Below are 20,704 nucleotides of genomic sequence, written 5' to 3'. Positions count from 1 at the left end.
ATTCGACAAGGTGAAGATCATTCGACTATCACGCCCTTCAGCGATTCTTTCGCCGGCGGGAATTCGAGCTTCAGTGACTCGAACGCGCGCAGCAGCAATTCACCGACCATCACGTTGCGATGCGTCTTCGAGTCCGCGGGAATCACGTACCACGGCGCGTATTCCGTCGACGTCGCGGCGAGCGCTTCCTCGTACGCGTCCTGATACTTGTCCCACAGCTTGCGTGCGTCGAGATCGGAGACGTCGAATTTCCAGTGCTTGGTCGGATCGTCGATGCGCGCCTGCAAGCGCTCCCGCTGCTCGTCCTTCGAAATGTGCAGCATGCATTTGATGATCGTCGTGCCGTTCTGCGCAAGCATCAGCTCGAAATCGCGAATGTGCCGGTAGCGGCGCAGGCGTGCATCTTTGTCCATCGAACCGAGCACGACAGGCACGAGCACGTCTTCGTAATGGCTGCGGTTGAAGATCGTCAGTTCGCCGGCGGCGGGCGCCTGCGAATGGACGCGCCACAGGAAGTCGTGCGCAAGCTCGGTGAGTGTGGGCGCCTTGAACGGCACGATGCGCAGACCGAGCGGATCGACTTCATGAAACACCGCGCGGATCGTGCCGTCCTTGCCGCTCGTGTCCATGCCTTGCAGCACGAGCAGAACACGCTGCACGCGCTGCGCGTGCAGGCGCTCCTGCTGCGCATCCAGCGCCGCGCCGATCTCGGCAAGCCGTTCGCGGTCGGTATCTTTCGATCCCGTCGAAAACGGCTTCGAGGACGGATCGATGCTGGGGAGTGAAAACTTCGACTTTTCGTTCCCGTCGAAAAAGGGCACACGATATTCGTCGAGATCGTTCTTCTTAGCCATCGTTGTTCCTCCTGTGCGGCGGGCAGTCACGTCGAATGAAAAAGCAAACGGGCCGTTGCGCGACTTTCGATGCGACAACAGCCCGTCATGGACTCGCATGCGACATGCCACACGCGAAGCCCCGTACCACTACGACACTCAGCCCAGCTTTTTCTTCAACAACTCGTTGACCTGCTGCGGATTCGCCTTGCCCTTGGTCGCCTTCATCGCCTGGCCGATCAGCGCGTTGAACGCCTTCTCCTTGCCCGCGCGGAATTCCTCGACCGACTTCTGGTTCGCGGCGAGCACTTCGTCGATGATCGCTTCGAGCGCGCCCGTATCCGAAATCTGCTTTAGACCCTTCGCTTCGATGATGCGGTCGGCGGCGGTGTCATCCGTGGCTTTCTCTTCCCAGATCGCGAGGAAGATTTCCTTCGCGATCTTATTCGAGATCGTGCCGTCGGCGATGCGTTGCAGAACGAGCGCAAGTTGCGCGGCCGACACCGGGCTGTTGGCGATGTCGAGGTCTTCGCGGTTGAGTTGCGACGACACTTCGCCCATCAGCCAGTTTGCCGCGACCTTCGCCTGCGCTGCGCCGACCTTCGCGACGACGGCTTCGTAATAAGCGGCCATCGCCTTGCTCGACGTGACGACGCCTGCATCGTACGGCGTGAGACCGTATTGCTCGACAAAACGCGTCTGCATCGCTGCCGGCAGTTCCGGCAGTTCACTCCTCACGCGCTCGACCCACGACGACTCGATCACGAGCGGCATCAGATCGGGATCGGGGAAATAGCGGTAATCGTGCGCGTCTTCCTTGCTGCGCATCGAACGCGTTTCGCGCTTGTCCGGATCGTACAGGCGCGTTTCCTGCACCACCGTGCCGCCGTCTTCGATCAGTTCGATCTGACGGCGCACTTCGTACTGGATCGCTTCTTCAAGGAAGCGGAACGAGTTCAGGTTCTTGATCTCGGCGCGCGTGCCGAATTCCTTCTGGCCGACGGGGCGCACCGAAACGTTCGCGTCGCAGCGGAACGAGCCTTCCTGCATGTTGCCGTCGCAAATGCCCAGCCACACGACGAGACCATGCAACGCCTTCGCATATGCGACTGCTTCCGCTGCGCTGCGCATTTCCGGCTCGGTGACGATTTCGAGCAGCGGCGTGCCCGCGCGATTCAGGTCGATGCCCGTCATGCCCGCGAAGTCTTCGTGCAGCGACTTGCCCGCGTCTTCTTCGAGGTGGGCACGCGTCAGGTTGACGGTCTTTTCGTACGCTTCCTTGCCGGCCTTTTCGTTGGCCGGCACCTGAATCGTGATCTGGCCGCCCTGCACGACAGGAATCTCGTACTGGCTGATCTGATAGCCCTTCGGCAGATCAGGATAGAAGTAATTCTTGCGCGCGAAGATGCTGCGCGGCGCGATCGTTGCGTCGATTGCGAGACCGAACTGGATCGCGCGCTCGACAGCGCCCCTGTTCATCACGGGCAGCACGCCCGGCAATGCCAGATCGACGGCGCAGGCCTGCGTGTTCGGCGCGGCGCCGAACTGCGTGGCCGCGCCCGAGAAAATCTTCGAGACCGTCGACAGCTGCGCGTGGGTCTCGAGACCGATAACGACTTCCCATTGTGTTGCCATGCTTAAACTCCCGCCGGCGCCTTGCGATGCCAGTCCGTGACGCGCTGGAACGCGTCCGCCACTTGCAGCATGCGTGCTTCGTTGAAATAGTTGCCGATGATCTGCAAGCCGACCGGGCGCTGCGCATTCGCGCCCGCGCCGAAGCCGCACGGCACGCTCATGCCCGGCAAACCGGCGAGACTCACCGACAGCGTGTAGATATCCGCGAGATACATCTGCACAGGATCGTCGCCCTTCGCGCCGATATCCCACGCGACCGACGGCGCCACCGGGCCCATGATCACGTCGCACTGCTTGAACGCTTCCTGGAAATCCTGCGCGATGATGCGGCGGATCTTCTGCGCCTGCAGGTAATACGCGTCGTAGTAGCCGTGCGACAGCACATAGGCGCCGACCAGAATGCGGCGCTTCACTTCGGGGCCGAAGCCTTCGGCGCGCGACTTCTTGTACATGTCGAGCAGATCGCGATACTCGGCCGCGCGATGGCCGTAACGCACGCCATCGAAACGCGACAGGTTCGACGACGCTTCCGCCGGCGCGATCACGTAGTACACGGGAATCGACAGTTCCGTCTTCGGCAGCGACACTTCGACGAGCGTCGCGCCGAGTGCTTCATATTGCTTCAACGCGGAATCGATCGATGCGCGCACGTCGTCGGCGAGGCCCGCGCCGAAGTATTCCTTCGGCAAGCCGATGCGCAGGCCCGCGAGCGGCTTGTCCGCGGCATTGCCTGTGCCCGACCATGTCTGGCCGAGATAGCGCGTGTAGTTTTCGTGATCGTGCGTGAGGCTCGTCGAGTCGCGCTCGTCGAAGCCGCCCATTGCGTTGAGCAGCAGCGCGCAGTCGGCGGCCGTCTGCGCCAGCGGACCGCCCTGATCGAGCGACGACGCAAACGCGATCATGCCGTAACGCGACACGCGGCCATACGTCGGCTTGATGCCCGTGATGCCCGTGAACGACGCCGGCTGGCGGATCGAGCCGCCCGTGTCCGTGCCTGTCGCGGCGGGCGCGAGGCGCGCGGCGACAGCCGCCGCCGAACCGCCCGACGAGCCGCCCGGCACGGCCTTCCGATCCCACGGGTTCTGCACCGGGCCGAAGTACGAGTTCTCGTTCGACGAACCCATCGCGAATTCGTCCATATTGGTCTTGCCGACGCACACCATGCCCGCGCGCGCGATACGCTCGACGACCGTTGCATCGAACGGGCTCGTATAGTTTTCGAGCATCTTCGAGCCGGCCGTGGAGCGCCAGTTGCGTGTGACGAACACGTCCTTGTGCGCGATGGGCAGGCCCGTCAGCGGACCGGCGTTGCCGGCGGCGATCAGCGCGTCGGCGGCTTGCGCCTGCGCGAGAGTCTGTTGCGCATCGACGTGAACGAAGGCGTTCAGCGCCTTGTGATCGTCGATGCGTTTCAGATACGTCTGCGCCAGTTCGACCGCGGAGCATTGCTTCGCGTCGAGCGCGGCGCGCAGTTCGGTCAAGCTTTTTTCATGCATTGCGTTTTTCCTGGAAAGCGCGACGGCGCGCTGCGCCGCCGTGAAGGCTTCCGGCCGCCCGCCGGCGGGCCGGGCCGAACAGTGCGGGTTGTGTTGCGCGCCGACATTCGCACGCGTGACACACAACCCTGTGCTAAATCATTGCAGCGGCGCTTACTCGATGACCTTCGGCACCAGATACAGGCCGTCCTGCACAGCGGGCGCCGGACGCTGGTAATCGTCGCGATTCACGTTTTCGGTCACGGCGTCGTTGCGCAGACGCAGCGCCACGTCTTCGATCTGCTCGATGGGATGCGCGAGCGGCGCGATGCCCGTTGTATCCACCGCCTGCATCTGTTCGACAAGGCCGAAGAAATCGTTGAGCTGGGTCAGCGTATGCTCGGCGTCGGCATCGGGCAATTCGAGCCGTGCGAGGTGGGCGATGCGTTTCACATCGGTCAGAGTCAGGGCCATGCAGTCACCGGAAAAGTGGCAGTCTGCCGCAACGATGAAAAAACGATGCTGCGACAGCGGGTTAGGTCATTGGAGCAGGCCCTCGAAATTGGGGCCGGCGACGGCAAAAAGTGCCATTCGTTTCCTTTAAATCAAGCAAAATTATAAGGTATCATTACGCGTTCGACCCAAACCCGGACCGTCTTACCAAGGCCTTTCTGACATTTTCGGAGATCGCTGAACGACAGTTCGGCTACCTTGCGATAGCCTCCGGTACGTTCCCTCGCAGTTTCATGCTTCTTACGGCGCACTTGGCCGGACATGAGGCTGCTAATTTTTTTCCGCTGCCGCCCTACGCTTTCGATGCGAGGGCCGGCCCCCAGCGAGACAGGATTTTGCATGTTCGGTTTTTTGCGCAGCTATTTCTCCAACGATCTGGCCATTGACCTCGGCACGGCCAACACGCTCATCTATATGCGTGGCAAAGGTATCGTTCTCGACGAGCCGTCCGTCGTTTCGATTCGCCAGGAAGGCGGCCCGAATGGCAAGAAGACCATTCAGGCAGTCGGCAAGGAAGCAAAGCAGATGCTCGGCAAGGTGCCGGGCAACATCGAGGCGATCCGCCCGATGAAGGACGGCGTGATCGCCGACTTCACCGTGACCGAACAGATGATCAAGCAGTTCATCAAGACGGCTCACGAATCGCGCATGTTCTCGCCGTCGCCGCGCATCATCATCTGCGTGCCGTGCGGTTCGACCCAGGTCGAGCGCCGCGCCATCAAGGAAGCGGCACACGGCGCGGGCGCATCGCAGGTCTATCTGATCGAAGAGCCGATGGCAGCAGCAATCGGCGCGGGCCTGCCGGTTTCGGAAGCAACGGGCTCGATGGTCGTCGATATCGGCGGCGGCACGACGGAAGTCGGCGTGATCTCGCTGGGCGGCATCGTGTACAAGGGTTCGGTGCGTGTCGGCGGCGACAAGTTCGACGAAGCGATCGTCAACTACATCCGCCGCAACTACGGCATGCTGATCGGCGAACAGACGGCCGAAGCCATCAAGAAGGAAATCGGCTCCGCGTTCCCGGGCTCGGAAGTCAAGGAAATGGAAGTGAAGGGCCGTAACCTGTCGGAAGGCATTCCGCGCAGCTTCACCATTTCGAGCAACGAAATTCTCGAAGCATTGACCGATCCGCTGAACCAGATCGTGTCGTCGGTGAAGATCGCGCTGGAACAGACGCCGCCGGAACTCGGCGCCGACATCGCCGAGCGCGGCATGATGCTAACGGGTGGTGGCGCACTGCTGCGCGACCTCGATCGCCTGCTGGCGGAAGAAACGGGCCTGCCCGTGCTGGTCGCCGAAGATCCGCTGACGTGCGTCGTGCGTGGCTCGGGCATGGCGCTCGAACGCATGGACAAGCTCGGCAGCATCTTCTCGTACGAGTAAGGTTGCCAGTCTCCATGTCTGCAGCGCGCACTGAAAGGCTGGCTCCGCCAGCCTTTGTGCGTTGGGCGCGCGCCTAGCGCGCCGCCGTCTCACCCAACCGCTCACGCTCCCGGCGACCATGGAATACAGTCCGCCGCCCCTATTCAAGCAAGGCCCCTCGGCTCTCGCACGATTGATTTTCTTCGTGCTGGTGGCGCTCGCCCTGCTCATTTCCGACGCGCGTTTCCGCACGCTCGAAATCGTTCGCGGCGTGCTCGGCGCGGGCTTGTATCCGTTGCAGCGCGCGGCGCTCGTGCCGCGCGACATCTTCATGGGTGCCGCCGATCTCGCCGTCACCAGCGCGACGCTGCGCGGCGAGAACGACAAGTTGCGCACACGCAATCTGCAGTTGTCGCAGCAGGCCAACCAGGCGGCCCAGCTCGACGCGGAAAACGCGCATCTGCGTAATCTGCTGCAACTGTCGCAACGGATGACAACGCAGTCGATCCCCGCCGAAATCCAGTACGACACGCGCGATCCGTTCACGCAAAAGGTTGTGATTGGCCGCGGTTCGCAGCAAGGCATCAGGGACGGTTCGCCCGTCGTCAACGAAGACGGCGTGATCGGCCAGGTGACCCGCGTGTTCCCGATGCAGTCTGAAGTGACGCTCCTCACCGACAAAGACCAGGCCGTCCCCGTGCAGATTGTCCGCACGGGTCTGCGCAGCGTGATCTATGGCACGCCGAAGGGCGACGCGCTCGACCTGCGTTTCGTGCCGATCAGCGCCGATGTGCTGGCCGGCGACGAACTGGTGACGAGCGGTCTCGACGGCATCTATCCGCCGGGGCTGCCTGTCGCGAAGGTGGTGCGCGTCGACAAACAGGCGGACACGGCGTTCGCGCGCGTGATCTGCCAGCCCATCGCGCCTGTGCGCGGTGCTCGCGATCTGCTTGTTCTACACTACGAGAACAACGTGCCGCCGCGCCCCGCCGACGAACCCGATCCCGCCGCGGCCGCGAAGGAAGCGAAAAAGAAGAACGCGAAAGCGCAGGACAAGGGCAAGCCAGGCGAAAAGGACGCGAAGTCTGCTCCGACAGCCGCCGCGTCGGCGCCTGCAGCAGCCGCGGCTGCTGCAAAACCGGCTGCGCCGGTAGCCGCATCGTCGGCGAGACCTGCGGCCAAGGCATCGACCGAAAAGAAGCCGGCCACTGAAAAGGGCGCGAAGCCTCAAGCCGCTCAAGGGGCAAATCAGGGGGCCAAGCAATGAATCGCCCGCAGTACATCCTGCAGCCCGTCAATCCGTATTTCATCGCGTTCAGCCTGGCCGCCGCTTTCCTGCTGAACATGATGCCGTGGGGCCGTCTGGTCGGCGTGCCAGATTTCGTCGCGCTCGTGCTGCTGTTCTGGAACGTGCATCAACCGCGCAAGGTCGGTATGGGCATCGCGTTCATGCTCGGTCTGTTGATGGACGTGCACAACGCCAGCCTGCTCGGTGAACACGCGCTCGCCTACACGCTGCTGTCGTACGGCGCGATCACGATCCACCGCCGCGTGCTGTGGATGTCGATCGGCGTGCAGGTTTTCGCAGTGATGCCGCTGCTCGTCGTCGCGCAACTCGTGCCGTTCGTGATCCGTCTGCTGACGGGCGCATCGTTTCCGGGCTGGGGTTATCTGATCGACGGGTTTGTCGAAGCGGCGCTCTGGCCCATCGCCAGCATTCTGCTTTTGATGCCGCAGCGCCGTCCGGCCGATCCGGACGATACGCGGCCCATCTGATCGCCCGCGCCGCCCGTCCGCTCATGAACGCGCCAAGCTTTCGCCGCCTTCACGAGCGTTCGACGACGCAATGCGCTGCGTAACCGGACGACGCAGCGCAGAACCCGGCAGCGCACCGGCGCCTCGCCGCCGAATTGAATCAAACCGCATAACCGGCAGTTCCTGCCCAACCGCATGACCGAATTCAAGGACACCCAGCAGCAGCTCACGAAATTCCGCCTGCGCGTCGCGGCGGCGGGGCTGTTCGTGTTCGTCTGCTTCGGGCTGATCGTGTTCCGCTTCCTGTTCCTGCAGGTCTGGCACTACAGCAAATATTCGCTGCAAGCCGACGAAAACCGCATCTCGGTTGCGCCGATCGTGCCGAATCGCGGCATCATCACCGACCGCAACGGCGTCGTGCTCGCCAAGAACTACTCGGCCTACACGCTCGAACTCACGCCGTCGAAGCTGAACGACACGCTCGACAACGTGATCGACAATCTCGCGACCGTCATCAGTATCGACGCACGTGACCGCCGGCGCTTCCGCAAGCTGCAGGAAGACTCGAAGAACTTCGAGAGCCTCCCGATCCGCACACGCCTGACCGACGACGAAGTCGCGCGCTTCACAGCGCAGCGTTTCCGCTTCCCTGGCGTCGAAGTGCGCGCCCGCCTGTTCCGCCAATATCCGCTCGGACCGACGGCGGCGCATGTGATCGGCTATATCGGGCGCATTTCGCAGCGCGACCAGGACAAGATCGACGACGCCAGCGATCAGAACGACAGCGATCCCGAGCACTACGATGCGCGCCTCGACGCGAACAACTACAAGGGCACCGACTACATCGGCAAGATCGGTGTCGAGCAGAGCTACGAGACGGAGTTGCACGGGCTGACAGGCTTCGAAGAAGTCGAAGTGACGGCGGGCGGCCGGCCCGTGCGCACGCTGTCGCGTACGCAGGCGACGCCGGGCAATAACCTCGTGCTGTCGCTCGATATCGGCTTGCAGCAGGTCGCCGAGCAGGCGTTCGCTGGCCGCCGCGGCGCGCTCGTCGCGATCGAACCATCGACAGGCGACGTGCTCGCGTTCGTGTCCGCACCGAGCTTCGATCCGAATTCGTTTGTCGACGGCATCGACCAGCAGACCTGGGACGAACTGAACAACTCGCCCGATCACCCGCTGCTGAACCGTCCGCTACACGGCACGTATCCGCCCGGCTCGACGTACAAGCCGTTCATGGCGCTCGCCGCACTGACGCTGCATAAGCGCACGCCGCAGTGGGGCTTCCAGGATCCGGGCTCGTACACGTTCGGCGGTCACACGTTCCGCAACGACGTGCCGCAGGGTCAGGGCTGGATCGACATGAATCGCGCGATCATGGTGTCGAACGACACCTACTTCTACATGCTCGCGCACGATCTCGGCGTCAACGCGATCGCCGGCTTTATGAAACCGTGGGGCTTCGGCCAGATAACGGGCATCGATATCGTCGGCGAAGCGCGCGGCATCCTGCCTTCGACGGACTGGAAGCGCAAGGCGTATCGCAAGCCGGAACAGCAGCGCTGGTACGAAGGCGAGACGATCAGCCTCGGCATCGGCCAGGGCTACAACTCGTACACGATTCTTCAACTCGCGCATGCGACGGCGACGCTCGCGAACAACGGCACGGTGATGAAGCCGCACCTTGTGAAGGAGATCGAGAATCCGATCACCCGGGCACTGCGCGCTACCGTGCCGAAGGACGACGGACGCATCGACGTGAAGCAGTCCGATATCGACGTAGTGAAGCGTGGCATGGAAAACGTGACGATGAACCCATCGGGCACTGCGTATCAGGTGTTCCGCAATGCCGCGTATGTGTCGGCGGGCAAGACGGGGACGGCGCAGGTGTTCTCGCTGCAAGGCGCGAAGTACCACGGCCACGCGCTCGCTGAACATCTGCGCGACCACGCGCTCTTCATCGCGTTTGCCCCTGCCGACAATCCGAAAATCGCGGTCGCGCTAATCGTTGAAAATGGCGGCTGGGGCGCGCAAGCGGCAGGCCCGATCGCGCGGCGGGTGCTCGACTATTACCTCGTCGACCGCATGAAACCGGGCGTCGAGCAGGCAGCCGTCGTGGCGGCTGCGTCGGCGACGGAGGAAACGTCGGCGCCCGTCATCGGTAGCGCGCCGGTAGCGCCCACCGGCGACATTCAGCCTGTCGCCGTCGCGGCTGGCTTCAAGCCATTGCCGTTGCCCGCGGGCGCACCGACGCCGCATGCGGCGCCTGCGTCGGATGCTTCTGGCGCCGTCGCGACGTCGGGCGCAGCCTCGGCTTCGGCGCCTGTCGCTGCCTCAGCCGCAGCGCCGCGAGCCGCGTCGGCATCGAAGCCGGCCAAGGCGCCGCGCGTCGCATCGGCCACAGTCGCGCCGTCGCCCGCTGCATCTGACACGGCAGCAACCACGGCTGCGGCACCCGTCAAGGCGTCCGACGCCCGCAAGTCCCCACGCAAACCCCGTCCGGCCAGCGAATCGCGGCCGGTCGCTGCCGCGCCGTCGCGTAACGAGGAAACGCAGGCCGTGCCGCGCGGTCCCGTTTCCGGCGGCATCGACGAGTAAGGAGAAAGGCATGCAAATCGACAAGCGCGCCTGGCTCGAACGCTTCAAGAAGATGTTCGCGGGCTTCGATCGCCCGCTCGCACTGATCGTGTTTCTGCTGCTGTGCGTCGGCATCGTGACGCTGTACAGCGCGAGCCTCGACGTGCCCGGCCGCGTCGAAGACCAGCTGCGCAACATCATCCTGACGTTCGCGCTGATGTGGGTGCTGGCTAATATCCCACCCACGACGCTGATGCGCTTCGCCGTCCCGCTCTACACATTCGGGGTCGCGTTACTGATTGCCGTGGCGCTATTCGGCCTCACGCGCAAGGGCGCCAAGCGCTGGATCAACGTCGGCGTGGTGATCCAGCCATCGGAGATTCTCAAGATCGCGACCCCGCTGATGCTCGCGTGGTACTACCAGCGCCGCGAAGGCAACATCCGCTGGTGGGATTACATCGTCGGCGTGCTAATTCTCGCGGTGCCCGTCGGGCTGATCGCGAAGCAGCCCGACCTCGGCACGGCCGTGCTCGTGTTCGCAGCGGGCTTCTTCGTCATCTATTTCGCGGGGCTGAGCTTCAAGCTGATCGTCCCTGTGTTGATTGCAGGCGTGATTGCTGTCGGCGCAATCGCGACGTTCCAGGACAAGATCTGTCAGCCCGAAGTGCAATGGCCGCTGATGCATGACTACCAGAAGCACCGCATCTGCACGCTGCTCGATCCGACGTCGGACCCATTGGGCAAAGGCTTCCACACCATTCAGGCCGTCATCGCGATCGGCTCGGGCGGCCCGCTTGGCAAGGGCTGGTTGAAGGGCACGCAGGCGCACCTCGAGTTCATTCCCGAGAAACACACTGACTTCATCTTCGCGGTGTTCTCCGAGGAGTTCGGCCTGGCAGGCGGCATAGTGTTGTTGACGCTCTATATGGCGCTGATCGCGCGCGGGTTGTACATCGCGGCGAACGGCGCGACGCTATTCGGCCGATTACTGGCCGGCTCGCTGACGATGGCGTTCTTCACCTACGCGTTCGTGAACATCGGTATGGTGAGCGGGATTCTTCCCGTGGTCGGCGTGCCGTTGCCGTTCATGAGCTACGGCGGCACCGCGCTGACGACGCTCGGTTTCGCGATCGGGCTCATCATGAGCGTCGCGCGACAGAAGCGTCTGATGCAAAGCTGACCCGACAGCACCAACAATACGGACATGCAAAACAAAACGGCGCCTGAAGTTTTCAGGCGCCGTTTTTCATTGCGGCTTCGCTTCATGCGATTCGCGTAACTGGGTGCTGAGCTGCTGATATTTGAGCCGCGCCGCCGGGTCGCCCTGCGCGGCCGCCGCGGCGTAATAGGCTCGCGCGACGTTCAGGTTCTGCGTCACGCCATCGCCGCCGCGCTCGTAGAACGAGCCCGTCACGTACTGCGCGGTCATGTCGCCGCCCTCGGCCGCCTTCTTGTACCAGAAGAACGCCTGCTGGTTATCACGCGCGGTGCCGCGCCCATCGAGAAACTGGTTCGCCAGCGCCAGCTCGGCCTGGATATGCCCTTGCTGCGCAGCCTTCAGAAACCATTGATGCGCTTCCGCAGGATCGCGCCCGACGAACTCGCCATCGTCGTACATCTTGCCGTACACGTATTGCGCGTGCGACATGTTCGCGTCGGCGGCTTTGCGCAGCCACTTCTTGCCTTCTTCGACATTCGCAGGGGCGCCCTCGCCGTTGAGCAGCATCATCGCGTAGTTGAACTCGGCGAGGCGGCTGCCGCGCTGCGCGGCCTTGCGAAACTCGGCGAGCGCGGAGGTGAAATTGCCCGCGTTGTAATCGGCAACGGCCGTTTGCGTTTCCATATCCGACGCGGGTGGCGTCTTGCTCTGCGCCTGTGCCGCCGCGCCCGCCGTCAGAGCGGTCAGCACGATGGCACGGCTTGCAATGCGCATCGCGCGTAACGACAACAGCTTCATGACCGAGCCTCCTGCAGTGCCTGTCGCGTGGTGCGCAACAGCCACATCACATCGGCGGCCAGCGCGATGAAGCGAAAGCCTTCCGACCGGTATTGCCGCGCGCTCGCGACGTCCATCGCGAAGATGCCCGTCGCGACACGCGCACGATGCGCGACGTCCAGAATATGCTTCATCGCGTCCTGCACTTCAGGGTGTTTCGAGTCGCCGAGATGACCGAGGCTCGCCGCGAGATCCGCCGGTCCGACGAACAGGCAATCGATGCCCTGCGTCGCCGCGATCTGCTCCAGATTTGCGAGCGCGCGTTGCGATTCGATCTGCACGATGTTCGCGATCTGCGCGTTCGCGTTCTGCAGATAATCGCGCCGCATGCCATAAGCCGCAGCGCGCACAGCGCCGGCGACCCCGCGTAGACCATCGGGTGCATCAGCCGTCGCGTATTGCGTCAGGCGCACGGCATGAGCCGCTTCGTCGGCCGTCTCGATGTTCGGAAACATCAGCGTGCGCGCGCCCGCATCGAGCACGCGCTTGACGAGCCACGGCTCGACGGCGGGCAGACGCACGACAGGCTCGGTCGGCAGATGCGCCGCAGCAATCGCGCGCAATTGGCCGGTGACGTCGCTGCTGTCGTTGGGCGCATGCTCCATGTCGATCAGCAGCCAGTCGAAACCGGCGTGCGCGAGCGCTTCCGCAGCGCTATCGCTGCCCAGCGACAGCCATAGGCCGAACAGCGGGTCCGGGTCCTTGAGACGCAGCTTGAGTGGATTCGTGAAGGTGCTCATCGCGCGTCTCCGTTGATGTGAGGCGTGGCCGCAATCAGGCTGGAGCAAAAGACGACGCGGCCCGAAAGGCCGACGTCAACAACTAGAGGATGTTGGCGGGCGTCGAGCCCGCAGCGTAGCGCGGTGACCGGCATGTCTCGCTCCGTGTGGTTATCGAAACGATCATACCGTGACAATAACCCGTTTAGTCGCGGACGACGTCGGCCCAGCAATTCGGCGTCTCATAGAGACGCACCTTATGCAGCCGCAGATTGACGCCGTAGTGCGCGTCGTAGACGTTCGCGAGAATGTCGAACGCGACGGCGGCGAGGTTTTCGACGGTCGGAATGCGGTCGAGCACGATCGTCTTGTGGCCCGCCATCGATTCGAGAAAGCCGCGCACCTGCGTATCGCCTTCATAGACGAGAAACGCGTGATCCCACTTGTCGACGAGGTGCTCGTTCGCGAGCGCCTTCACGTCGGCGAAATCCATCACCATGCCGCGATCCGGCGCACCTTCCGTTTCGACGAGGTCGCCTTGCAGCGTGATTTCGAGCACGTAGCGATGGCCGTGCAGGTTGCGGCACTGGCTGCGGTGATCGGGAATGCGGTGACCCGCGTCGAATTCGAGTTTTCGTGTAATCGTCAGCACGGCAAATCAGGGAATGTTCAGGTACTTGTGAGTCTGCATCGACAGCCGCCATTGCGGATGACGCTTACACCAGTCGATGGCGAGCTTCGTATTGATATCGCGCGACGGGCCGTCCATCGGCTGGACGAGAAAATAGTCGAAGTCGAGCTTCGCATAGTCGGCGAGACGCTGGTTTTCTTGCGGCACGACTACTTTCAGTTCGTTGCCTCTGGTCTGCACGAGCGGTGCGTCAGCCTTCGGGCTCACGCAGATCCAGTCGATCGTGTCGAGCACGGGCAGTGAACCGTTCGTTTCGATCGCGATTTCAAAGCCTTGTGCGTGCAATGCATCGACGAGCGGCTGATCGATCTGCAGCATCGGCTCGCCGCCCGTGCACACCACAAAACGCTGGCCTTCGCCTTCGGGCCACAACGAAGCAATCTTCGCCGCGAGCTCTTCAGGCGTGCGGAATTTGCCGCCGTTCTCGCCGTCGGTGCCGACGAAGTCGGTATCGCAGAACTGGCACACCGCGTCGGCGCGATCTTCTTCGCGGCCCGACCACAGGTTGCATCCGGCGAACCGGCAAAACACGGCCGGGCGTCCGGCGTTCGCGCCCTCGCCCTGCAACGTGTAGAAGATTTCCTTGACCGCGTACGTCATGCTGCTTTCTGCCCGATGCTCCGTGAAGCTCTGTTGATGTGCGCTTGTGCCGCTTGCTGTTGCTTGCGACCGCCGTTCAAGCGGGTTCCGTGACCTGTTCGCCGTTCAGATACGCTTCGTAACCGCGCTTGCGCAAACGGCATGCAGGGCACTCGCCACACCCGAAGCCCCACGCATGCAGTTCCGCGCGCTCGCCGAGATAACACGTGTGCGTCTCGACGCGAATCAGTTCGACCAGTTCTTCGCCGCCCAGCTCATGCGCGAGGCGCCACGTGTCGGCCTTGTCGATCCACATCAGCGGCGTCTCCAGCACGAAGCGGCTGTCCATGCCGAGGTTCAGCGCGACTTGCAGCGCTTTCATCGTGTCGTCGCGGCAATCCGGGTAGCCGGAGAAATCCGTCTCGCACATGCCGCCGACCAGCACGCGCAATCCGCGCCGATACCCAATGGCCGCCGCGATCGTCATGAACATCAGATTGCGGCCGGGCACGAATGTATTCGGCAGGCCGTTCGACGCTGCGTGGATCTCGATCTCGCGCGTCATCGCGGTATCGCTGATCGAGCCGAGCACTGACAGATCGATCATGTGATCGTCGCCGAGCCGCTCGCCCCACTCGGGGAACGTACGCGCAACTGCGCTGCGAAATCCCTCGCGGCATTCGAGTTCGACGCGATGTCGCTGGCCGTAGTCGAAACCCAGCGTTTCGACCGTTTCAAATCGATCCAGCGCCCAGGCGAGACACGTGGCCGAATCCTGGCCACCGGAAAACAGCACGAGCGCGCTACTCTTGGCGTCTTTGCGGGTCACCGTGAAACTCCGTGTAGGTTGATTGCGTGCGCCAGCGGCCGCGCGCGAGCGGCGACTCGCGGCCGGCCTCGCGACCTGTTTGAGACCCTTCGGCGCTGGCCGGCACGGACGTTGGCTCAAGCAGTATAGGCGGCTGCTTTCGCGCGCCAATCTGCTGTGGCTTATACCGCTGATCGTCCGCCAGAGCGTTTCACGCTACACGATGCCTTGGACCTGAAACGAAAAAGGACTTGCGAAGAACACGTGGCAAGTCCTTGATACAGCGGGATTTTATCATGCGCCGCCGAGGCTCGCTCGCGGCCGCTGCGCCGCTCATCCCACGCAGCGAACGACATCTTGCCCGCAAATAGGAAAAGCCCCAGGAATCTTGCGATTTCCTGGGGCTGAATCCTGGTGGCCTGGGGCGGAATCGAACCACCGACACGCGGATTTTCAATCCGCTGCTCTACCAACTGAGCTACCGGGCCAACGAAGAAGCGAGAGTATAGCAAGCACTTTTGGCTTTCTCAAGCCCCTCCCGAAAAAAACTTGAACCGCGTTTATTCGCCCTTGTTCTTGCCGAGATCGACGCCGAGCTGCTTGAGCTTGCGATACAGATGCGTTCGCTCGAGCCCCGTCTTTTCAGCAACGCGCGTCATGCTGCCGTTCTCGCGCGCGAGGTGATACTCGAAGTACGCGCGCTCGAAGGCATCGCGGGCGTCGCGCAGCGGAATGTCGAATGAAATCGACGCCGTCTGCGCGGACAGCATGCCGCCGCTCAGACTGTCCGCCGACATCATCGGCAGCGCAGCCGCCGATGCCACCGCCGAAGCATTCGTCGCTATCGCCGGCTTCGCTGCCATGCCGCCCGCCGCGGGCGCCGCGCTGCCGCGCGCGAGTCCCTGCTCGACGGCCTTCAGCAGCTTCTGCAGCGCGATCGGCTTTTCAAGGAAGTTGAGCGCGCCGATCTTGGTCGCTTCGACCGCCGTATCGATGGTCGCGTGACCTGACATCATGATGACGGGCATCGTGAGTAGCGCTTGCGCGGCCCATTCCTTGAGCAACGTGACGCCATCGGTATCGGGCATCCAGATGTCGAGCAGCACCAGATCGGGTGCCAGGCGTTGCCGGTAGTCGCGCGCCTCCTGCGCGTTCTCCGCGACCTCCACGACATGCCCTTCGTCGCTCAGGATCTCCGAGAGCAATTCCCGGATGCCCATTTCATCATCTACCACCAGGATGGTTGCCATTTAAGCTGCCCTTGTCTGCACTGTTGCTTTTGTCTTTCCCTGCGATGCACCGCCACTGCCGTGCACCGCCTGCGGCCCGCTTCCAGGCGCCGCAGCCTTGTTGTCTGCGAGTTGTAGGAAGAGGATCGAAATTTGCGCGCCTTCGATCACATCGCCCGCCTTCAGGCGGTTGCGAATATCGATTCGTGCACCGTGTTCATCGACGATCTTCTTGACCATGGCGAGTCCAAGACCTGTTCCTTTGGCCTTGGTCGTCACGTAAGGTTCGAACGCGCGCGTTAGGATGCGCGCGGGGAAGCCCGGACCGTTGTCCGACACGGTCAATCGCACCGCGACGCTCACTTTGCCCTCTGCGTCGGGATCGCCATATTCTACTGTCCTCGTCTCGAGCAACACACGCGGTTGCCCGATATCGGCGACAGCGTCCTGTGCGTTCTGCAGCAGGTTATGAATCACCTGACGCAATTGCGTCGCGTCACCTCGTATAACGGGCAAGTCCGCCAATTCGACGACAATCGGCGTCTTGCCTTCTTCGATTCCATACAGCGTCAGCACTTCGCTGACCAGTTCGTTCAGTTGCAGATTCGAAAGCACGGCAGGCGGCGTGCGCGCGTAGTCGCGGAAATCGTCGACCATCTGCTTCATCGCGGCGACCTGATTCACGATTGTAGTGGCACCGCGTTTCAATACGTCTGCATCCGATGGCGAGAGCTTGTCAGTAAGCTTCATCTGCAAGCGCTCCGCCGAAAGCTGGATCGGCGTAAGAGGATTCTTGATCTCGTGCGCGAGACGCCGCGCGACTTCGCCCCATGCGATCGAACGCTGCGCGGAGATCACGTCGGAAATATCGTCGAACACGACGACGTAACCGGACGTCTCTTCATCGTCGCTGTCGCTGCCCGCCGCCGACACGAGCCGCGCGCCGCGCACGAGCAGCGTCAGCGGATCGGCTTCGCCCGGAACCTGCAGCGACATCTGCTGCTGCCAGTGTCCGGTGTCGTCCTGATCGCCGCCACCTGCCGCTTCGAGATCCGCAAACGCCTTACGCACCATCGCGCCGAATTCGCTCAACACGCTGATGCGATCCAGCGACGAACCGAACAGCGACGCGAACGGCTGACCGAAGATACGCTCCGCGCCGCGATTGGCCGTCGTCAGGCGAAACTGCCGGTCGAACACGAACACGCCCGCTGTCAGGTTCGCAAGAATGCTTTCGAGGTAGGCCTTCGAATGTTCGAGCGCGATGCGGTTCGCTTCGACGGCTGCGCGAGCTTCCGACAGCTGCCGTGTCATCGCGTTGAACGACTGCGTGAGGAAGCCGAGCTCATCGCGCGACTTTATCTCGCGCTTTGGCGTGTAGTCGCCTTCCGTCACTTCCTTCGTGCCCTGCGCGAGCAGGAACAGCGGCCGCGCGAGCTGATTGCCGAGCGCGAGCGCCAGCATCATCGCGATGAAGGTCGCGAGGAACAGCGCGAGCGTCAGCGTGCCGATATACATCTTGCGCAAGCCCGTGCGCCCGATCGCTTTCTCCTGATACTCGCGATACGCGCGCTGCACGGCATCCGCGTTGCGCGCCAATGATTGCGACACGGGCTGCGTGAGTTGCAGGAAGCGCTCGGTCGGCTGCAACTGCGAGGCGTTGGCGTCCGGAATGCGCTGCACGATGCGCAGACGTAATGCGCCCTTCGCGCCGCGCGCCGTCGGATCGCCGTCCACTTCACCTTCGATCGACGCAAAGCCGCGACCACGCGCCTGCTCGATCATGATCGGCGTGGGTAGATCGCTAGGCACCAGCGACGCGTAGTTGCTGGTCGCCTGCGCGACCACGTGCATATCCGGCGTCGGGCCCGACATACTGCGCGACGGCTCGACGATCGTCGCATCCTGCACGCCGAACTGATCGCGCAAACGCAAGAGCGTGAGTGTCGTGCCCGCGGAATCCGCGCTCGCGAGCTGCTCGGCCATCAGGCGGCCTTTGGTTTGCAGATCGGACAGCGACGCGTCGAGCATGCCGCGTCCGAGATTCAGCCCGGAGGTCAACGCCGTTTCGACATTCACGTCGAACCACGACTCGATACTGCGCGACACGAACTGATACGACACGATGTAGATGATGCCACCCGGCACCACGCCGACCAGCGCGAAGAAGAACGCGAGCTTCGCCAGCAGCCGCGTGCCGAACTTGCCCTTGCGTAATCGCGTGACGATGATGACGACGAGCACCGCGACGATCAGCATGAAGATCAGCGCGACGACGACGTTGGCGGCATAGAGCCAGCCGTAGTAGCGATCGAAGAACTCGGTATTCGCGCTCGCGGCTGCGAGCAGCACGAGCAGCAGGACGGCCGTGACGGCCACCGTCGACACCAGCACCCGCAGGACGAGGCTGCCGACACTGGTGGCGCGGCGTACTTTATTTAGCACGTTCGGTCACCGTGAAGGTAAAGCGCTTCCAGTCGGAAGCGAGATTCCAGTCGCGGTTGTTGACCGCGTCGATCTGGAACGGCTTGGGCATCAATGCGATATCGAGCTGCATGCGCACCGATGCAGTGTACGTTTCTCCCGGATGAACCTGATTGCGATCGATCACATGCCATGACGTGACATGCTTGATAACGGACAGCGCCTCGTTCAGCGAAGCGAAGCCGAGCTGCAAACCGCCTGTCGATACGCGGTACTCGCGCGTGAGCGGCTGGAAGGAAAGCCGGATGCTTTGCGAGACGCTCACAGGCTGTTCGTCGAACCAGTACCAGCGGGGCCGGCTCAATTCGAAGTCCGTTGTGAAGTAAACCGGTATGCCCTTGTTGACGGCGTCTTCGAGATTGCTGTTCAGCTCGAACTCGAAACGCGCATCGAGGCTCCAGCCGCTGCCGTCGGATTGCAGGGACGCACGCTGCACGGCGATCGATTCGGCTCGCGCCGGCCCGGCTGCCGTGAGGCAAAGGGCCAGCGCAATCCAGAGCGCGGCCACGAGCCGAAGCGGAAGAAAGCGTTTGATGATCACCGTTTCTGAAAGCGCGCGTAGAAGAATCCGTCGTGGTCTAAGCTCGAACCAGTGCTTTGTCCGGCGCGGGAACCAGCCGACACGTCGGCGGGCGCGCGGGCGACTGCTGGGAGCAGTTGCCCCGGCGCGTCCAATCGTACCGCATCCGCGTGCTGGTTTCCAAACCACTGAGCCTGCAACTCGCCTTCTTCGGGAAAGATCGAGCACGTAACGTACAGCAATTCGCCGCCCGTTTTGACGAGCGGCCACAGCGCTTCGAGAATGCGGCGCTGTTCTTCGACGAGCGCGGGAATGTCCGACGCGCGGCGCAGCCAGCGGATATCCGGATGACGGCGCACGATGCCCGAAGCCGAGCAGGGCACGTCGGCGAGAATGCGATCGAAGGGTTGATCGGCGGCGTCGTGCCATTGCGCCGGATTGCCTGCATCGCCGACCCGCACATGCGCTTGCAAACCCAAACGCTGCAGGTTTTCGCCGATGCGTCGCGCGCGCGTCGCGTCGCTTTCGAGCGCGATCAGATCAATGTCGGCGAGTTCGAGCAGATGTCCCGTCTTGCCGCCGGGCGCCGCGCATGCATCCAGCACGCGCATGCCGTCGCGCACGCCGAGCCACTGAGCGGCAAGTTGCGCGCCTGCGTCCTGCACCGAGACGACGCCTTCGCTGAAACCGGGAATGCGGTCGACGGGCATCGGCGTGTCTAGACGCACAGCATGGTCGCCTGCCTGAATCGCGGCAATCTGATGCTCGCGCAACGTTTGCAGATAGGCCTCGACAGTGGAGCGGCGCGCGTTCACGCGCAGCGTCAGCGGACCCTGGCTGTTGCCCACGGCAAGCATGTCCTGCCATGTATCGGGCCATGCGTTGCGTACGGCGTCGATCCACCAGACGGGGTAGTTCCAGTGAGCGACGGCGTCGTTCTGTGCATCGGCTAGCAACGCCTCGCGCTCGCGCAAGAAGTTGCGCAGCACTGCGTTGACCAACCCTTTCGCAAACGCGAACTCGCGCCGCGCGCCAATCGCGTCCACAGCCTGATCGACGACTGTGAACGGCGCATAGGCTGCGTTGCTCTCTTCATCGGTCAGCAATGCGAGCGCGCACGCGAGTACATGCGCGATATGCGGGGGCGGTGCCTTGCGCACGAGTTTCGCGACCAGCCACTCGGCTGTGCCGAGCCGGCGCATGGTCCGGTATGCGATGTCCTGCACGGCGCCGCGCGATGTCGTCGCGGCGCCCTCCGGCAACGACATGAAGATCGACTGCAACGCGGCCGGCAACGCCGCGCCCTGGCGAACGGCGCCAATGGCTTGCGCCGCGCAGTCGAGCGCGAAGCCGAGGGATTCGGGCGCTAGATGCAGCGCCGGCAGACGGGAGTCGCGCGAACGCTGCGGCGAAGCAGGCTTGGAAGGCTTTCGGATCATGAAGAGGCGGAAAACGGGCGCGCATGGAAAGTGTCGCGCAAACGCCACATTGTAGCGTGACGCGGGTCACGGGCCGGTGGCATAAGGCC

General features: G+C 63.1%; 18 protein-coding genes and 1 tRNA gene. 5 read left to right on the top strand and 14 right to left on the bottom strand.

From position 1 onward, the window contains the following. Positions 1 to 17: 17 nt before the first annotated feature. The 4 genes from C2L64_RS00265 to gatC form a co-directional block, all read right to left on the bottom strand. Positions 18 to 854 carry a PPK2 family polyphosphate kinase gene (locus C2L64_RS00265; protein WP_090834827.1) on the bottom strand — a complete coding sequence of 279 codons (837 nt, stop codon included), beginning with the start codon at positions 852 to 854 and terminating at the stop codon, positions 18 to 20. Between the two features lie 138 nt (positions 855 to 992). Next, positions 993 to 2,468 carry an Asp-tRNA(Asn)/Glu-tRNA(Gln) amidotransferase subunit GatB gene (gene gatB, locus C2L64_RS00260; protein ID WP_007582039.1) on the bottom strand — a complete coding sequence of 492 codons (1,476 nt, stop codon included), beginning with the start codon at positions 2,466 to 2,468 and terminating at the stop codon, positions 993 to 995. Positions 2,469 to 2,470: 2 nt separating this feature from the next. Beyond that, the gene (gatA, locus tag C2L64_RS00255; protein WP_007743938.1) at positions 2,471 to 3,964 is read right to left on the bottom strand and encodes an Asp-tRNA(Asn)/Glu-tRNA(Gln) amidotransferase subunit GatA; all 1,494 of its coding nucleotides are present in this window, start codon (positions 3,962 to 3,964) and stop codon (positions 2,471 to 2,473) included. 153 nt (positions 3,965 to 4,117) lie between these two features. Further along, positions 4,118 to 4,417, bottom strand: a complete 300-nt coding sequence (gatC, locus tag C2L64_RS00250) for an Asp-tRNA(Asn)/Glu-tRNA(Gln) amidotransferase subunit GatC (RefSeq protein WP_007582035.1) — start codon at positions 4,415 to 4,417, stop codon at positions 4,118 to 4,120. A gap of 378 nt (positions 4,418 to 4,795) precedes the next feature. Between gatC and C2L64_RS00245 the strand changes: the two genes are divergently transcribed. The 5 genes from C2L64_RS00245 (at position 4,796) to rodA (ending at position 11,330) form a co-directional block, all read left to right on the top strand. Beyond that, complete coding sequence (locus tag C2L64_RS00245; RefSeq protein WP_004189550.1) at positions 4,796 to 5,839, top strand: rod shape-determining protein; 1,044 nt, start codon at positions 4,796 to 4,798, stop codon at positions 5,837 to 5,839. A gap of 118 nt (positions 5,840 to 5,957) precedes the next feature. Beyond that, positions 5,958 to 7,085: a rod shape-determining protein MreC gene (mreC, locus tag C2L64_RS00240; protein WP_090834824.1), complete on the top strand. Its 1,128-nt coding sequence runs from the start codon at positions 5,958 to 5,960 to the stop codon at positions 7,083 to 7,085. Continuing rightward, entirely contained in the window at positions 7,082 to 7,594 is a 513-nt protein-coding gene (gene mreD / locus C2L64_RS00235; protein WP_007581986.1) for a rod shape-determining protein MreD, read from the top strand. Before mreC ends, mreD begins: the two co-directional genes overlap by 4 nt. A gap of 174 nt (positions 7,595 to 7,768) precedes the next feature. Then, positions 7,769 to 10,171, top strand: a complete 2,403-nt coding sequence (mrdA, locus tag C2L64_RS00230) for a penicillin-binding protein 2 (protein WP_079483938.1) — start codon at positions 7,769 to 7,771, stop codon at positions 10,169 to 10,171. A 10-nt stretch (positions 10,172 to 10,181) separates the two neighbouring features. Then, the gene (gene rodA, locus C2L64_RS00225) at positions 10,182 to 11,330 is read left to right on the top strand and encodes a rod shape-determining protein RodA (protein ID WP_007581982.1); all 1,149 of its coding nucleotides are present in this window, start codon (positions 10,182 to 10,184) and stop codon (positions 11,328 to 11,330) included. A 66-nt stretch (positions 11,331 to 11,396) separates the two neighbouring features. On the opposite strand, the gene C2L64_RS00220 is transcribed toward rodA, so the two are convergent. From C2L64_RS00220 to rsmB, 10 genes are all read right to left on the bottom strand, one after another. Then, positions 11,397 to 12,107, bottom strand: coding sequence for a tetratricopeptide repeat protein (locus C2L64_RS00220; protein WP_007733352.1), 711 nt, complete (start codon positions 12,105 to 12,107; stop codon positions 11,397 to 11,399). Beyond that, a complete protein-coding gene (locus C2L64_RS00215) occupies positions 12,104 to 12,886 on the bottom strand; it encodes an HpcH/HpaI aldolase family protein (RefSeq protein ID WP_007581978.1) in 783 nt (260 codons plus the stop codon). Before C2L64_RS00215 ends, C2L64_RS00220 begins: the two co-directional genes overlap by 4 nt. Positions 12,887 to 13,070: 184 nt before the next feature. Beyond that, the gene (queD, locus tag C2L64_RS00210; protein WP_085954608.1) at positions 13,071 to 13,514 is read right to left on the bottom strand and encodes a 6-carboxytetrahydropterin synthase QueD; all 444 of its coding nucleotides are present in this window, start codon (positions 13,512 to 13,514) and stop codon (positions 13,071 to 13,073) included. A gap of 9 nt (positions 13,515 to 13,523) precedes the next feature. Continuing rightward, positions 13,524 to 14,156 carry a 7-carboxy-7-deazaguanine synthase gene (gene queE, locus C2L64_RS00205; RefSeq protein WP_090834821.1) on the bottom strand — a complete coding sequence of 211 codons (633 nt, stop codon included), beginning with the start codon at positions 14,154 to 14,156 and terminating at the stop codon, positions 13,524 to 13,526. A gap of 76 nt (positions 14,157 to 14,232) precedes the next feature. Continuing rightward, complete coding sequence (gene queC / locus C2L64_RS00200) at positions 14,233 to 14,964, bottom strand: 7-cyano-7-deazaguanine synthase QueC (protein WP_090834819.1); 732 nt, start codon at positions 14,962 to 14,964, stop codon at positions 14,233 to 14,235. A gap of 391 nt (positions 14,965 to 15,355) precedes the next feature. Beyond that, positions 15,356 to 15,431: transfer RNA gene (locus C2L64_RS00195), tRNA-Phe, on the bottom strand. A gap of 72 nt (positions 15,432 to 15,503) precedes the next feature. After that, on the bottom strand, positions 15,504 to 16,193 hold the full coding sequence (esaR, locus tag C2L64_RS00190) for a response regulator transcription factor EsaR (protein ID WP_007581970.1): 690 nt from the start codon (positions 16,191 to 16,193) through the stop codon (positions 15,504 to 15,506). Then, entirely contained in the window at positions 16,194 to 18,617 is a 2,424-nt protein-coding gene (locus C2L64_RS00185) for a sensor histidine kinase (RefSeq protein ID WP_079498466.1), read from the bottom strand. After that, positions 18,607 to 19,197 (bottom strand): DUF4390 domain-containing protein, encoded by a 591-nt coding sequence (locus C2L64_RS00180; protein WP_007581966.1) that lies wholly within the window; start codon positions 19,195 to 19,197, stop codon positions 18,607 to 18,609. The genes C2L64_RS00185 and C2L64_RS00180 overlap by 11 nt, the downstream gene beginning before the upstream one ends. Next, positions 19,194 to 20,615: a 16S rRNA (cytosine(967)-C(5))-methyltransferase RsmB gene (gene rsmB / locus C2L64_RS00175; protein ID WP_090834817.1), complete on the bottom strand. Its 1,422-nt coding sequence runs from the start codon at positions 20,613 to 20,615 to the stop codon at positions 19,194 to 19,196. Before rsmB ends, C2L64_RS00180 begins: the two co-directional genes overlap by 4 nt. Positions 20,616 to 20,704: the final 89 nt, after the last annotated feature.

Origin of the sequence: Paraburkholderia hospita, from assembly GCF_002902965.1 — a bacterium.
GTDB classification, from domain to species: domain Bacteria; phylum Pseudomonadota; class Gammaproteobacteria; order Burkholderiales; family Burkholderiaceae; genus Paraburkholderia; species Paraburkholderia hospita.
This window is presented reverse-complemented; position numbering and strand designations above follow the sequence as displayed.